Source organism: Luteimonas saliphila (assembly GCF_016774335.1).
Taxonomy (GTDB): Bacteria; Pseudomonadota; Gammaproteobacteria; order Xanthomonadales; family Xanthomonadaceae; genus Luteimonas; species Luteimonas saliphila.
The window spans coordinates 57,573-72,066 of sequence record NZ_JAETWA010000010.1 but is presented as its reverse complement, the minus strand read 5'-3'; the positions used below and the strand labels follow the sequence as shown (position 1 = coordinate 72,066).

General features: G+C 66.8%; 11 protein-coding genes and 1 tRNA gene. 5 read left to right on the top strand and 7 right to left on the bottom strand.

Annotated features, from left to right (window positions below; all coding sequences use genetic code 11):
* Positions 1 to 63: 63 nt before the first annotated feature.
* From bfr to JMO03_RS01280, 3 genes are all read right to left on the bottom strand, one after another.
* A complete protein-coding gene (bfr, locus tag JMO03_RS01290; RefSeq protein WP_202839447.1) occupies positions 64 to 534 on the bottom strand; it encodes a bacterioferritin in 471 nt (156 codons plus the stop codon).
* Positions 535 to 648: 114 nt separating this feature from the next.
* Positions 649 to 864 carry a (2Fe-2S)-binding protein gene (locus JMO03_RS01285; RefSeq protein WP_202839445.1) on the bottom strand — a complete coding sequence of 72 codons (216 nt, stop codon included), beginning with the start codon at positions 862 to 864 and terminating at the stop codon, positions 649 to 651.
* Positions 865 to 965: 101 nt separating this feature from the next.
* Positions 966 to 1,547, bottom strand: a complete 582-nt coding sequence (locus JMO03_RS01280) for an RNA pyrophosphohydrolase (protein ID WP_202839442.1) — start codon at positions 1,545 to 1,547, stop codon at positions 966 to 968.
* Between the two features lie 139 nt (positions 1,548 to 1,686).
* On the opposite strand from JMO03_RS01280, the gene JMO03_RS01275 reads away from it, so the two are divergent.
* From JMO03_RS01275 to JMO03_RS01255, 5 genes are all read left to right on the top strand, one after another.
* Positions 1,687 to 1,763, top strand: a tRNA-Met gene (locus JMO03_RS01275).
* A gap of 207 nt (positions 1,764 to 1,970) precedes the next feature.
* A complete protein-coding gene (locus tag JMO03_RS01270) occupies positions 1,971 to 2,813 on the top strand; it encodes a hypothetical protein (RefSeq protein ID WP_202839440.1) in 843 nt (280 codons plus the stop codon).
* 453 nt (positions 2,814 to 3,266) lie between these two features.
* The gene (locus tag JMO03_RS01265; protein WP_202839438.1) at positions 3,267 to 3,515 is read left to right on the top strand and encodes a helix-turn-helix transcriptional regulator; all 249 of its coding nucleotides are present in this window, start codon (positions 3,267 to 3,269) and stop codon (positions 3,513 to 3,515) included.
* Positions 3,512 to 4,795, top strand: a complete 1,284-nt coding sequence (locus tag JMO03_RS01260; protein WP_202839436.1) for a HipA domain-containing protein — start codon at positions 3,512 to 3,514, stop codon at positions 4,793 to 4,795. The genes JMO03_RS01265 and JMO03_RS01260 overlap by 4 nt, the downstream gene beginning before the upstream one ends.
* A gap of 105 nt (positions 4,796 to 4,900) precedes the next feature.
* Positions 4,901 to 5,692: a hypothetical protein gene (locus JMO03_RS01255; RefSeq protein ID WP_202839435.1), complete on the top strand. Its 792-nt coding sequence runs from the start codon at positions 4,901 to 4,903 to the stop codon at positions 5,690 to 5,692.
* Here JMO03_RS01255 and JMO03_RS01250 read toward each other — a convergent pair.
* From JMO03_RS01250 to JMO03_RS01235, 4 genes are all read right to left on the bottom strand, one after another.
* Positions 5,631 to 7,190 carry a sodium/sugar symporter gene (locus JMO03_RS01250; RefSeq protein ID WP_202839434.1) on the bottom strand — a complete coding sequence of 520 codons (1,560 nt, stop codon included), beginning with the start codon at positions 7,188 to 7,190 and terminating at the stop codon, positions 5,631 to 5,633. The two genes, JMO03_RS01255 and JMO03_RS01250, sit on opposite strands and share 62 nt — an antisense overlap.
* A gap of 231 nt (positions 7,191 to 7,421) precedes the next feature.
* Positions 7,422 to 8,936, bottom strand: a complete 1,515-nt coding sequence (locus tag JMO03_RS01245; RefSeq protein WP_202839433.1) for a sugar porter family MFS transporter — start codon at positions 8,934 to 8,936, stop codon at positions 7,422 to 7,424.
* Positions 8,937 to 9,176: 240 nt separating this feature from the next.
* The gene (locus JMO03_RS01240; RefSeq protein ID WP_202839432.1) at positions 9,177 to 11,612 is read right to left on the bottom strand and encodes a glycosyl hydrolase family 95 catalytic domain-containing protein; all 2,436 of its coding nucleotides are present in this window, start codon (positions 11,610 to 11,612) and stop codon (positions 9,177 to 9,179) included.
* Positions 11,613 to 11,631: 19 nt separating this feature from the next.
* Entirely contained in the window at positions 11,632 to 14,490 is a 2,859-nt protein-coding gene (locus JMO03_RS01235) for a TIM-barrel domain-containing protein (protein ID WP_202839431.1), read from the bottom strand.
* Positions 14,491 to 14,494 lie beyond the last annotated feature (4 nt).

Sequence of the window (14,494 nt, the reverse complement as noted above, 5' to 3'; positions counted from 1 at the left end):
CCGCGTCCGCGCCGCGGGCTGAGAGCTACCCAAGCGGGGTGAGGAACACCCCGACTTCTTCGCTCAGTCGTCGATCTTGCTCTGCAGGTAGTTCTGTTCGCCGATGCGCGCGACCAGGTCGAGCTGGGTCTCGAGCCAGTCGACGTGCCCTTCCTCGTTCTCGAGGATGTCGGCGAAGAGCTTGCGGCTGACGAAGTCGTTGGCGCTTTCGCAGTAGGCGATCGCCTCGCGCAGCAGCGGGATCCCCTCCATTTCCAGCGCCAGGTCGCAGCGCAGGATCTCGACCGGGTTCTCGCCGATCCTGAGCTTGCCCAGCGCCTGGAAGTTCGGCAGCCCCTCGAGGAACAGGATGCGCTCGGACAGCAGGTCCGCGTGCTTCATCTCGTCGATGGACTCGGCGTACTCGTGCTTGGCGAGCTCCTCCAGGCCCCAGTTCTTCAGCATCTTGGCGTGCAGGAAGTACTGGTTGATCGCGGTCAGCTCGTTGTAGAGCGCCTGGTTGAGATAGCGGATGACCTGCGTGTCGCCCTTCATTGCCGGGGTTCCGTGGAGCGAAGACGCGGGAACTCTACCGTCCCCGGCGCGCAAATGGCGGAACACGAATAGGGCGCATTTGTATCCGCGCCGGTTCCGGCGGCGGGTATGGCGTCAGGCCGCGCGCGAGAGGACCGGCAAAGCCACCAGACCACAAGCGGCCGTAATGGGGCGCGACTGCTCGAGCAGCGCGCTGGCGGTCTCGACGCAGGTGCCGCAGCAGGCGCCGACGCCGGTGCGCATGGTCAACTCCGGCAGGGAGCCGCAGCCGGCTTCGGCCGCGCGGCGGATGTCGAGTTCGGTGACCCCGTTGCAGATGCAGACGTACAAGGCGCGCGACCGGTTCGCGGGATGGACGCCTATTCCGCCACACATGAGAATGAGTGTCAATGCCGCTAGGGCTCGTATTCACGCGGTGCGTGGCGGGCGGGCTAGTCCCGCTCGCCGCTCGAGGGCTGCCGCAGGGCCCCGCCGCGGGACCGCGGGCGGCGACGCACCCGCTCCCGCTCGATGCTGGCCGCCGGGATCGCGTTCGGGGCGATCTGGCGCGCGAACGGAGCCAGATGGCGCAGTGCGCTGGCATAGACCCCGCGCTTGAACATCACCACGTGATCGACCGGATACCAGAAATCCACCCAGCGCCAGTGGTCGAACTCGGGCTTGGGGGTCAGGTCCAGCTGCAGGTCGCTCTCCTGACCGGTGAGCTGCAGCAGGAACCAGACCTGCTTCTGGCCGATGCACACCATGCGGTCGTTGCGACGGATCGCGTTGTGCGGCAGCCGGTAGCGCAGCCAGCCGGGGGTGACGCCGAGGACCGCGACATGCTCGGGCAGCAGCCCGGTTTCCTCGCGCAGTTCGCGATACATCGCCTCGATCGGCGTCTCGTCGCTGTTCATCCCGCCCTGCGGGAACTGCCAGCCATCGCGCCGCACCCGCCGCGCCCAGAAGACGCGACCGTCGGTGTGCATCAGGACGATGCCGACATTGGGCCGATACCCGTCCGGATCGATCACGATGCGGACTCCAAGATCTACTGTCCCCGACTCTGCCACGACCGCCGCGAAAGTGCCAACCCGGGCGCCACGGCGTTGACGCCGGCCCACGGCGCCCCGACAATACGCGGCTCGCCGCCCTGCGCGCGCGATCGATATTGGCTATGTAGCTCAGCCGGTTAGAGCACAGCACTCATAATGCTGGGGTCGGTGGTTCGAGTCCACCCATAGCCACCAGATTCCCCAGCGGAATCAACGCGTTGAAGAGAACCTGCCGCGAGGCGGGTTTTTTGTTGGTGTGGGTCCGGGAAGCTGGGAGGGATTCAGGCCGGCGTAGGGGCGGCTTAGGGGAAACAGGAGCCGATGAGGCACAGCCCTTGCGGCCGGTCGAGCCGAGCCCATCCATCAAGGCAACGCACCCCTCCCGGCGCAGATGGTGAATGTATGCACGGGGACATTCCTCAGCAAGCACCTCACTTTTTCACTCAGGTCGATATGGGCCTGTTTCCTGAGGCCGACTACCGGAGCTTCGAAGAGATAAGCCAACTCGCGAGAGCGAACGGAAACGTCCATACCTATGACGGACTGCGGGAAGCAGTGCGCAAGTTTGCCTGGTCGGTTCTTGCTGCGCGCCAACTAAATGGCGTCAATCAGTATTTTACAAGCCACGACGGTGGGCATGCGGAAGGAAAGGTCCACAACGATTTCTCGGCGCACGCCGAGTACGAGCGCAACCTGACGGAGTTCTCGAGCTACGCGAAAGCAACGCTCGATGCACTTGCACTGTTTCTGAATGCTTTTTTTCAGTTCGAAGAGAAGAATCAGGGCGCCGACTTCAAGTGGGTCAAGTTTCGTGAGCGAGTGGCATCCATGATTCCCGAGGCGGCGGCGTTCTTCGCTGCTAACGCCGAATGGCTTGACAAGGACGCAGCTCGCACTACAAGTGCGTTCACGACTCGCGATGAGTGGGTACATCGTGAAGCTCCGTCAATTGTTCGACACTTCCCCGCACAGGACTTAGGCCCCCTGCCTATCCCACGTGCGTTGAAGCTGACCAAAGAACAGGCCTCCAGACAGGAGGAACTACGGGCGGTAGGAGCGTTCACGGACTATCACCTGTCAAGGCTTCATCGTCTGCTACAACTTTGCGTTCGCACTGCCATTACGACGGAGAGGTTTAAGTCGCCCGATCCGCCTATCGACCGCATGCCAGGACCAACCACGTTCTTCCCCGTCCGCCTCACAGTCGGCATGACGTTGAAGAGCATGGCGATGTACGTTCCCTAGCGTCAAGCTGCGGCCAGGTGCGGACGATCCGCATCCACTCATGAACCTCCGGCCCTTCCTGTCGTTGGCTTACGCCAACCACGGAAGCAGCCCGAATGTCGGTCACCACCCTCGCCAAGCGCGTAGTCGCGCAGCCCAGCCCAGGGATCGCGCCTATGAGCGCAGGTACGCGGCCTCCTCCTGCGCGGGTGCAGCCCAGCAGCGGGCATAAAGCCTGGGGCGTCACCTGGAGCATGGGAGGCGTCGCACGCTGGGGTCCGTAGCCATGCAGGGTGGCCCGATCAAGGAGGATTTCGGATCGCACCCCATCCTCCCTGCAGACCGCGGATGTCAACTGCTTGCCGGTGGCTTTGGGAATTATTATTGAAATTCCCGCACGGGAACAATTCATTCCTGAATACCAAATAGTCAGGGAATTATCCCGACCGGTAAAATACGCTAGTATTCGACCCTATGACTCCCCTTCGTTCCCGGCCGGGACAATCCCCCGCTGCCTCTGATGCCGCGGCGCTCGGCGGCGCCGTTCGCCGGGCACGCAAGGCTTACGGTCTGACCCAATCTCAGCTAGCCGGCTTAGCCGGTACCGGCCTGCGCTTCATCAGTGAACTGGAGCGCGGCAAGCCGAATGTGGCCCTGGACAAGGTGCTGGCCGTGCTGGCGGTACTCGGCCTGCGGCTGCAGGCCGTCGAGGCCGAATCGTGAACGACCGGCTCGAGGTTGAACTCTTCGACCGGCCGGTGGGGGAGCTCGCGATTTCCGGCCCGCTGCGCAGTCCCGAGGACTGGACGTTCGCCTACCGCGAGGACTACCTCGCCTCGGACACGCCGGTGGCGCTCTCGGTCTCCCTCCCGCTCCGCGCGGCGCCCTACGCCGGCGCATCGGTGCGCAATTGGTTCTGCAACCTGCTCCCGGAAGGCGCGGTGCGCGAAGCGGTCTCCGCTCGATTGCGGATCCCCGACCGCGACGATTTCGCCCTGCTCGCCGCGATCGGGGGCGAGTGCGCGGGCGCGGTCAGCATCCGCGCTCCTGACACCGCCCCCATCCAGCGGCAGGACGAGGAAACCGATTTGGAAACCCTGCTCTACTTGCAGGGTAGCGACGCTGGCGAAGGGTCCTGGGCGCTGGTCGGCACGCCGCTGCGCCTGTCGCTGGCCGGCGCGCAGGACAAGATCGCCGTGATCGCGGAACCGGGCGGCCGCCTGTGCCTGCCGCGATCCGACGAGTCCAGTACGCACATCCTGAAACCGGATAGCCGCCGGTTTCGCGGACTGCGCGATCTCGAGGCCCTGGGATTGGCGCTCGCCCGCGCGATCGGCCTCGATGCAGCTCACGCCCGCCCGGTCGAGGTGGCGAACCACCCGGCGCTTCTGATCGAACGCTACGACCGGACGAGCGGCGCCGACGGCGCCACACTGCGCCTGCACCAGGAGGATTTCTGCCAAGCGCTGGGCTACCCGGGCGAACTCAAATACGAGGGTCAGGGCGGCCCCGGCCTGGTCGCGTGCTCCCAACTCGTACGGCGACTAGGACTTGGGCCGGTTGCGGTGCAGGGTCTGCTGGATTGGGTGGTGTTCAATGCGCTGATTGGTAACGCCGATGCCCACGCCAAGAACTTGGCGCTGCTCTGCGACCATAAGGGACGTCGCCGGCTGGCGCCGCTCTACGACCTGGTACCGACTCTCGTCCTGCCGGAGAGCCTGATTGACCGCGCGCCTGCGCTGCGTATCGGCACCACGCAACGCATCGACGACATCAGTGCTGACGACTGGCGCATGTTTGCCCGCCAAACGGGCTACGCGCCTCGCTTCGTTCTCGGCCGAATCGCGGAGTTGGCCGACAGCCTCCTCGCCCATCTACCATCCGTGGGCGCCGACATCGTGACGCATGGCGGTAACGAAACGCGCGTGCAGCATGCGACGGATATCATCATGAACAATGCTCTCCGGATGCTCGGAAAGATCACCCACCCCGGGAGAGGCTGACTCATCGACTCGCATCCCCGCGGCGACGAGGACGTGCACCTGAGCAAGCCCCTGTTCCGCCTCATCTAACATCTCCGAACTACCACTCGCTGCGTGGAGCGCCCCATGGAACAACGTTTCCGGCGCCGAGAACTCCACGATCTGGTCTGGTCCGAGCCACTCGCCAAGCTTGCGCCCAGATTCGGCATGTCCGATGTAGCGCTGGCCAAGACCTGCAAGCGCCACGGCATTCCGATTCCCGGACGCAGCCATTGGGCCAAACTCAAAGCCGGCAAGCCGTCTCCACAGTTCCCGCTGCCACCTCGTGGTCTGGGAGTCGAGGAGACGATCACTATCGGCCACACACCGTGGAATGAAACCGACGCCGCGAGGCAAGCCTTGACGGCAGAGGATGTTCCTCCGCCTCCGGAGTTCATCGAACCGCTGTCCGATGTGCTTATTCGCATCGAGAAACTGGTCGAACGCGTGCCACAAAGCCGTAATCTAAAGTCTCCTCATCGCGAAATCGCCAAACTGCTGGAAGTCGACGACGAGCGACGCGGGAAATGGCGCCAATCTTCCTATCCGTCGAGCTACGACCAGCCGTTCTTCATCGCGCCGTACGAGCAGCGGCGACTGAAGCTCTTGGACGCCATCTTCAATGCAACGTCGCGCTTGGGCATGACGCCATCGGCCCAACGCCGGAAGAATCCAGATTCGTTCTCCGTAAAGATAGGCGACGTCCACGTAGGATTCAAATTGGACAAGCCGAAGGAAGAGCGTTCCACTTGGACTTCAACGTCGGAACCTCGCCGCCCTGCGCCCGTTCCGGTTCGGCCAGCGCGACTGGCGCCGATCACCAGAACACGGCGTACAGCGCCGCCAGGATCGCGAGCACGGCCACGGCGCCGGCATTGAACGAAGTACCGGTGCGATAGTCGACATCGTCGGTGCGGATGACGTCCTTCTCCGGCGCGCCTCGGGTCGCCAGCGAGACGACGACGGCCAGCGCCAGCGCCGACAAGAACACCAGCCCGACGCGATCGATGAACGGCAACGCCGGCCACGCCAGCTTGAGCACGATCGACAGTACGAACGAACCGATCGCCGCGGCCAGCGCGCCGGCCTCGTTGGCGCGCTTCCAGAACAGGCCGAGCACGAAGATCACCACGATACCCGGGGTGAAGAAGCCGGTGTATTCCTGGATGTACTGGAAGGCCTGGTCGAAGCTGCCCAGCAGCGGGCGCGCGGCGAGCACCGCCAGCGCCATCGCCACCACCGTGACGATGCGGCCGGTGCGCACCAGGCGGCGCTGGTCGCCCTGCTCGCGTGGCCGGTACAGGTCGAGGGTGAAGATGGTCGAGATCGAGTTGGTCATCGACGCCAGCGACGAGACGATCGCCGCAATCAGCGCCGCGAACACGACGCCGAGGATGCCCGCCGGCAGCAGCGACATCATCGCCGGGTAGGCCGCATCCGGGCGGCCGATGTCCGGTGCCAGCAGTACCGCGGCCAGGCCCGGCACCACCACGATCACCGGCATCAGCAGCTTGAGGAAGGCAGCGAACAGCACGCCCTTCTGCGCCTCGGCCAGGTCCTTCGCCGCCAGCGCGCGCTGGATGATGTACTGGTTGAAGCCCCAGTAGCTCAGATTCATGATCCACATGCCGCCGATCAGCACGCTGATGCCGGGCAGGTCCTTGTAGAACGGATTGTCGGGCGACAGGATCATGTGGAAATGCCCGGGCACCTCAGCGCGCAGGCGCTCGAACCCGGCCCAGATCCCGGCGCCCTCGCCGATGCGGTCGAGCGAGATGCCCGCCAGCAGCAGGCCGCCGGCCACCAGCAGCACCACCTGCACGATGTCGGTCAGCGCCACCGCCTTGAGCCCGCCGTACAGCTGGAAGGCGAGCGCGAACACCGCCAGTCCCAGCAGCGCCGCCATCTGGTCGATGCCCGCCACGTGCGCGATCGCCAGCGAACCCAGCCACAGGATCGAGGTGAGGTTGACGAACACGTACAGCCCCAGCCAGAACACCGCCATCACCGTGCGGATGCGTGTGCCGTAGCGACGCTCCAGGAACTGCGGCATGGTGTAGATGCGGTTGCGCAGGAACACCGGCAGGAACCACTTGCCGACGATCAGCAGCGTCGCCGCCGCCATCCATTCGTAGGAGGCGATCGCCAGGCCGATGGCGAAGCCCGAGCCGGACATGCCGATGATCTGCTCGGCCGAGATGTTGGCCGCGATCAGCGAGGCGCCGATCGCCCACCACGGCAGCGACTTGCTGGCCAGGAAGTAGTCGTCGGCGTCCTTGGCATGCCCCGCCTTCTCGCGCGAGACCCATTGCGCCAGCACGAACACGCCGGCGAGATACGCCAGCACGATCGCGATATCCAGGCCCGACAGTTGCATGGTCAGTTCCTCATGAATTGCGGCAAGGCTGGGGCGGCATGCGCCTCATGCAGGCTTCCCGGTGGTCCCTGGAGCGTGGATGCACGTCGTCGACGAAGGGAGGCGATGCACGTCCGGATCGGTTGCCTGCCCTCGCGCGACGCGTCTTCGACCTGCCCCCCATCCGCCTTCGGCACCTTCCACCCGTGAAAGGCGCAATGCCCCGCAAGCGGGTGGAAGGCACCGAGCCCGTCAGCCCTCCATCTGCTCCAGCTCGCGACCCTTGGTCTCGTGCACGAACCTGAGCACGAAGAACACCGACAGCACCGCGGCCACCGTGTAGATGCCGTATGCACCGGCCAGGCCGATGCCCGCAAGCAGCATGGGGAAGGTCCAGGTGATCAGGAAGTTGGCCGACCACTGCGCCAGCCCTGCCACCGCCAGGCCCGAGCCGCGGATCTGGTTCGGGAACATCTCGCCCAGCATCACCCACATCACCGGGCCCCAGGAGACGTTGAAGAAGATCACGTAGAGGTTGGCCGCGACCAGCGCCAGCACGCCCATCGAATCGGACAGCACCAGCCTGCCGGCGGCGTCCAGGTCCGCGCTGCTGGCGAAGGCGAACGCCACCAGCCCCAGCGTCACCGCCATGCCCGCCGAGCCGACCCACAGCAGCGGCTTGCGGCCGACCTTGTCGATCAGCAGCACGGTGACGATGCAGGCGCCGATGCTCAATGCGCCCGAGATCACGTTGATCAGCAGCGCGTCGCTCTCGGAGAAGCCCACCGCCTGCCACAACACCGCACCGTAGTAGAACACCACGTTGATGCCGACGAACTGCTGGAACGTCGCCAGGCCCACGCCCACCCACACGATCGGGCGGATCCTGCCGGTGGTCTTGCTGATCAGGTCGGACAGCCGCGGTCGGTGGTGGTCGGCCGCCAGCGAATCGTCGATCTCGACCAGCTTGCGCGCGCCCTGCGCCGCGCCATACAGCCGCACCAGCACCCGCTCCGCGCGCTCGCGCAGGCCGCGCGCGACCAGGTAGCGCGGGCTTTCGGGGATGAAGAACAGCAGCACGAAGAACAGCGCCGCCGGGACCAGTTCCGCCCAGAACATCCAGCGCCAGGCCTCGTAGCCCAGCCACAGCGCCGACATCGACGAGGTGGCGATCCTGGCCAGCAGGTAGTTGCTCAGGAACGCGGCGAACAGGCCGGAGATGATCGCGATCTGCTGGATCGTCGCCAGGCGTCCGCGGTAGCGCGCCGGCGACACCTCGCTGATGTAGGCGGGCGACATCACGCTCGCCGCGCCCACCGCCAGGCCGCCGATGACGCGGTACACCACGAATTCGGCCGACGAGGTCGAGATCCCCGAGCCCCAGGCCGAGACGATGAAGAACACCGCCGCCCACAGCAGCATCGTGCGCCGCCCGTAGCGGTCGGCCAGGGTGCCGGCGAACCATGCGCCGATCGCGCAGCCCAGCAGCATCGAGGCGACGTTGAAGCCGGTCACCGCCGCGTCCGACTGGAACGCCGTCTTCAGCCCGTCGACGGTGCCGTTGATCACGCCGCTGTCGAAACCGAACAGGAAACCGCCGATCGTCGCCACCAGGCTGATCAGGATGATGAAGCGGGTGTTCTCGCCTGACGCGTTGGGATTGCTCATGTATTCCCTCCCGGGATGTACGTCTGCTTCTGCTGGTGGTTCTACTGGTGGTTCTGGTGGTGCTTCTACTGGATCCGACCGGTTGCACGGGCGCCGCATCCACCGCCGCCGTCCGTCCCGCGCCAGCGGACCCGGCCTGGCATCACGGAGGACCCGTCGCCGCGGAAACCATGCCTGCGTCGAGCGACAGCAAGGCCACGTCCGTCACGGCCCCGGATGACTGCGCTGTCATCCGACGCATAGGGTAGCCGGAGTGGCGTGTCGCGGTTCCTGCATTGCAGCAATCGCAGGGAACGGTGTCCCGTGAAACCAGTCCGCTGCCTCGCCCCGCTGCCGGATTCATGTGCGCTGCAATCCGCCGCGGCCCGGTCGGAGCAGCGCCTGCTCGCCAGCCGCCAGGGTCAGCACCAGCTCGCGGCCACGGTAGTCCACGCGGTACTCGCCGCCCTTGTCGCTGCGCAGGGCCGCGCTGGCCAGCACGCCCCCGCGCCAGGCCAGGTCCACGGAGGCCGCGTTGCGCACGCGGACACCGCGCAGTTCGCCCGTCGGCCAGTCCCGCGGCAGCGCCGGCAGCAGGAACACCGTGCCGCCCCAGCTCTGCAGCAGCATCTCGGTGATGCCGGCGGTGCCGCCGAAATTGCCGTCGATCTGGAACGGCGGATGCGCATCGAACAGGTTGGGATAGGTGCGCGAGGGACTGATCAGCATGCGCAGGATCTGCATCGCATGCGCGCCGTCGCGCAGCCGCGCCCACAGGTTCAGGCGCCAGCCGATGCCCCAGCCGGTGGCGTCGTCGCCGCGGATCTCGAGCGAGCGGCGCGCCGCGGCCGCCAGTTGCGGCGTGTCGCGCAGGTTGATCTGGCTCGACGGATGCAGCGCGTACAGGTGCGAGACGTGGCGGTGGTGGATCTCTGGTACGTCCATGTCCCAGTCGTCCTGCCATTCCTGCAATTGCCCGGCCTGGCCGATGCGGTGCGGCGGCAGGCGCTCGCGCAACGCTCCGAGCCGCCGCGCGAACGTCTCGTCCACACCCAGCAACGCGGCCGCCTCGATACATTGGCCGAACAGGTCGCGCAGCAACTGCGCGTCCATCGAGGGTCCGGCGCACAGCGCGGCGCCGAAGGGATGCACGTTCTCCGGCGAGATCGACGGCGCCGTCACCATCGCCCCGTTGTGGGGATCCTCGACCAGGGTGGCGGCGAAGAACTCGGCCGCACCCCGGAACAGCGGGTACACCTTGCGCAGGTACTCCGGGTCGCGGCCATAATCCCAGCGGTCCCACAGGTGCTGCAGCAGCCAGGCGCCACCCAGCGGCCACAGGCCCCACTGCGCACCGTCGATCGGCGCGGTCGCGCGCCACAGGTCGGTGTTGTGGTGGGCCACCCAGCCCGGCGCGCCGTACATGCGCCGGGCGGTCTCGCGTCCGCGTTCGGCGAGTTCGAAGACCATTCGTTCCAGCGGCTCCGCGCATTCGTGCAGTGCGCCCGCCTCCGCCGGCCAGTAGTTCATCTCGGTGTTGATGTTGATCGTGTACTTGCTTTCCCACGGCGGCTGCAGCAGGTCGTTCCAGATGCCCTGCAGGTTCGCCGGCTGGCTGCCGGCGCGCGAACTGGCGATCAGCAGGTAGCGGCCGAACTGGTGGTAGAGCGCGGCCAGCTGCGGATCGTTCGCCTGGGCGAAGCGCGCGACGCGCGCGTCGGTGGGCAGCGCGGCCTGCTCCGCCGGCGTGCGGCCGAGATCGATCGAAACGCGGCGAAACAGTGCACGATGCGCCGCGACGTGGTCGTCGAGCATCTCCGGCCAGGAACGGCGTGCGGCTGCGGCAAGCTGATCGCGGGTGATGGCGTCCGGATCGCCGGAAACATCGTCGAAGCGGCGGAAGCTGGTCGCGGCGGCGAGCAGCAGCAGCACCTCGTCGGCTTCGCGCACCTCGATGCGGTCGTCATGGTGGCGCAGCGTGCCGCCGGTCGGCAGCACCTGCAGGCGCAGCGCGAAGCGCAGCCGCCCCTCGATCCCGAACGCCACCTGGTTGCGGCCGCGCAACTGCAGGCCGGCCTCGCCGTCGGCCTCGAGGTTCGCGGCCGGCTGGTCGCTGTCGAGCGCGATGCGCAGGGAGATGCGGCCCGGCTTGTCGCCCGACAGCCGCATCGCGATGCACTGGTCGACCGGCGAGACGAACACCTCGCGCAGGTGCTGCAGGCCGCGCGCCTCGAAGGTGGACGTGGCCAGCGCACGGTCGAGGTCGAGTTCGCGGCGATAGCCGTTGGTCTCGGCAATCTCGAAGAAATCCAGCACCAGGTCGCCGAGCGGCTGATAGGGCATCTGCTTGAGGGGGCGCCCCATCAGGTGCTCGTTGGCCAGCGCCTCTGCTTCCGCGTAGTGGCGCGCGAACAAGAGGCGGCGCACCTCCGGCAGCGCCCCGAGCGCATCCGGCGGAGTCGGGTCGTAGGGGCCGCCGGCGTAGAGCGTGTCCTCGTTGAGCTGCAGGCGCTCGTGCTTGCCGCCCCCCCAGACCATCGCCCCGAGCCGGCCGTTGCCCAGCGGCAGCGCCTCCACCCACTGCGTCGCCGGGCGCGGATACCACAGGCGCAGCGCGTCCCATGCGCTGGCATCGGTGTCGCCGCCAGCCGCGGCCGCGGCCACGCCCATCGCTGGCGTGGACGCTGCGGCATGCGCGTCCGCACCCCGGCCGAAACCGGCCGCTCCTGCGCCGCCGGCCACCGCGGCGAGCGCCGCGGCCTTCAGCGCATCGCGCCGGCGCCGATCGAAGTTCATGCGCTGTGCCCCGCTGGCCTCATGTCGCCGGGCGCGTCACGACCTGCGCCGTGCCGTCGTAGCGCAGGCTGACGTCGGCCGCCGGCTCCAGCGTGTCGTTGTCCCCACGCGGACCATCGATCCAGCGCACGCGGAACTCGCGCTCCGCCGGCATGCCCGGCCAGCTGCCCTGGCGTTCGCCGATGGTCAGCTCGCCGCTGGCCTCGTTCCACGACAGCGGGATGCGGCTGGATTCGCCACGCTCGTAGCCGTAGTTGCGGCCGTCATCCTCGTACAGCGAGAACGTGCCGTCGGCGCCGGTGTAGACCTCGAACGTCACCGGCGCATCGCGCTGCTCATCGACGTACTGCTGCACGATGCTGCGCGGCACGATCGAACCGACCCGCACGAACAGCGGCATCCGCGCCAGCGGCGCATCGGCCTGGATCGCCTGCCCGCCTTCGTGGCGGCGACCGGTCGCGAACTCGATCCAGCTGGTGCCGGCGGGCAGGTAGACCTCGCGGCTGGTCGCACCGAACGTCGTCACCGGGGCGACGAGGAACGCCGGGCCGAACAGGTACTGGTCGTTGATCGAGGCCACCCGCGGATCGGCGCCGAAATCCATGCCCAGCGCGCGCAGGATGCTGCCATCCCTGTGCCAGGTATCGCCGGCCAGCGTGTAGATGTACGGCAGCAGCGTGTAACGCAGCTTCAGGTAGTGGGTGAAGCTGTCGTAGTGCGGCGTGCCCTGCGGCGCGATGTTCCAGATCTCGCGCAGCGGGTACTGGCCGTGCGAGCGCATCAGCGGCACGAAGGTGCCGAACTGGAACCAGCGCAGGTTGAGTTCGCGCCATTCCGGCAGGTGCGCCGGGTCGTGGGTTTCGTAGCGGCGCTCGGGCGAGAAGCCGCCGATGTCGAAGGTGTTGTTGGGCACCCCGGCCATCGAGCCGTTGACCAGGGCGGCGACCTGCTCGCGCATGTCGTCCCAGCGCGGCACAACGTCGCCGGTCCACAGCGCGGACGCGGTGCGTTGCTGTCCGGCGAAGCCCGACCTGGTCAGGATGAACACGCGCTTGTCGGGATCGACTTCGCGCGAGCCGCGGTACACGCCTTCGGCATTGGGCAGTGCGTAGGAGTTGAAGTACTCGACGGACGGCCCCAGCGCCGTCGGCGTGGTCCGCGCCTTGCGCTCGCCGATGTCGATGTTGCTGTGCAGGTCAGGCTCGACCGCGTCCAGCCACCAGGCATCGATGCCCTTGCTGTTGAGCTTGTCGTCGATCTGGCGCCAGAAGATGCCCTGCGCTTCCTCCGAGTAGGGATCGTAGAACGAGCTCAGGTAGCCCTCGCCGATCCAGTCGCGTTCGCCGACCTCGATGTTGCGCTTGTACATATGGCCCTTGGCATCGAGTTCCTTGAAGTGGTCGGTGGTCGGGTAGAACTTCGGCCAGACCGAGATCATGATCTGCGCGTTGCGGTCGTGCACGTGCCTGATCATGCCTTCCGGGTCCGGGAAGTGCTGCGGGTCGAAGTCATGCGAGCCCCAGGCGTCCTCCGGCCAGTACGACCAGTCGAGCACGATGTTGTCGATCGGCAGGCCGCGGCGGCGGTACTCGTCGAGCGTGTCGGTGAGTTCCTTCTGGGTCTTGTAACGCTCGCGGCTTTGCCAGAAGCCGTAGGCCCACTTCGGCAGCAGCACGGATTTGCCGGTGAGTTCGCGATAACCGGCGATCACCTCGTCGGCGTCGTCGCCGGCGACGACGTAGTAATCCACGACGTGCGCGGCTTCGGACCAGATCGACAGGTCGTTCGCCTCTTGCGCAGGCAGCGGGTCACGCGCGAGCAGCGCGATATACGCCGGCTCGATCCGATCCCACTCCAGCCGCAGCTTGCGGCGCTCTCCGGCCTTGAGGTCCAGCGCGAACTCGTGGTGCCACGGGTTCCAGTTCTGGCGCCAGCGATCCATGACCAGCTCGCCGTCGATGTAAACCTTCGCGTACTCGCTGTTGAACAGCGAGAAGGTGTGCTGGCCGTCGGTCTTCGCGGCGATCTCGCCCTCCCACACCACTTCGCTGCGGCCGCCTTCGGCCAGGTTCTTGCCTTCTTCCGGGAACTTCTCGAGGTTGGCGATGTACTGGTAGTTGACCTCCTCCTCTCGGCGGACGACCTTCGCCTCGCCATCGACCGCATAGGTCGCGGTCAACGCGCCTTCGACTCCGTCCTTGTCGTAGAGCGTCAGGGTGTCGAGCAGCGGACGCAGACCGCGCGGGTCGCCGTAGCGGGTGATCGAGTTGTTGTCCCAGAGGATGCCGTAGTTGCGGCTCGAGGTCAGGAACGGGATCGCGATGTCGATGTTGTGCTGCAGCAGCTCGACGTTGCGACCCTTCAGGTTCACCCAGCCCTGCTGGTGCATGCCGGTGCCATGGAACGCCTCGTCGTCGGGCGACTCGAAACGCTGGCGGATGCTGTAGTAGGGCTTGCCCTCGAACTCGACCGCCTCGAAACTGCGGCCGCCTGCGATCTCGGACACCAGTGGCTCGCCCGAGGCGTCGAAGAACGCGACGTGGCCATCACTTGTGGAGACCTCGGCGGAGATCGCGGCGGCAGTGATACGCAGCTTGCCGTCGACCTCGGCGACCTCGAACGCGGGCGCATCGCCGGCGCGTGGCGCGCGCATCAGGCTTTCGCTGCGCTCGAACTTGCCGTCCGGCGCCGCGGTGACGCGGATGATGTCGTCGGCGACGACCTGCAGGCGCACATCGGCGGCGCCATCGGCACCCGGGCGCACGACGACGCTGTCGCCGGTGCGTTCCCAGGCACCCGACGCCGAGACGCCGCAGCCCGCCAGGGCCGCCGCCAGCGGCAGCACCAGCCAGCGCGCATGATTGAAGGGAGGGTTCATGGCG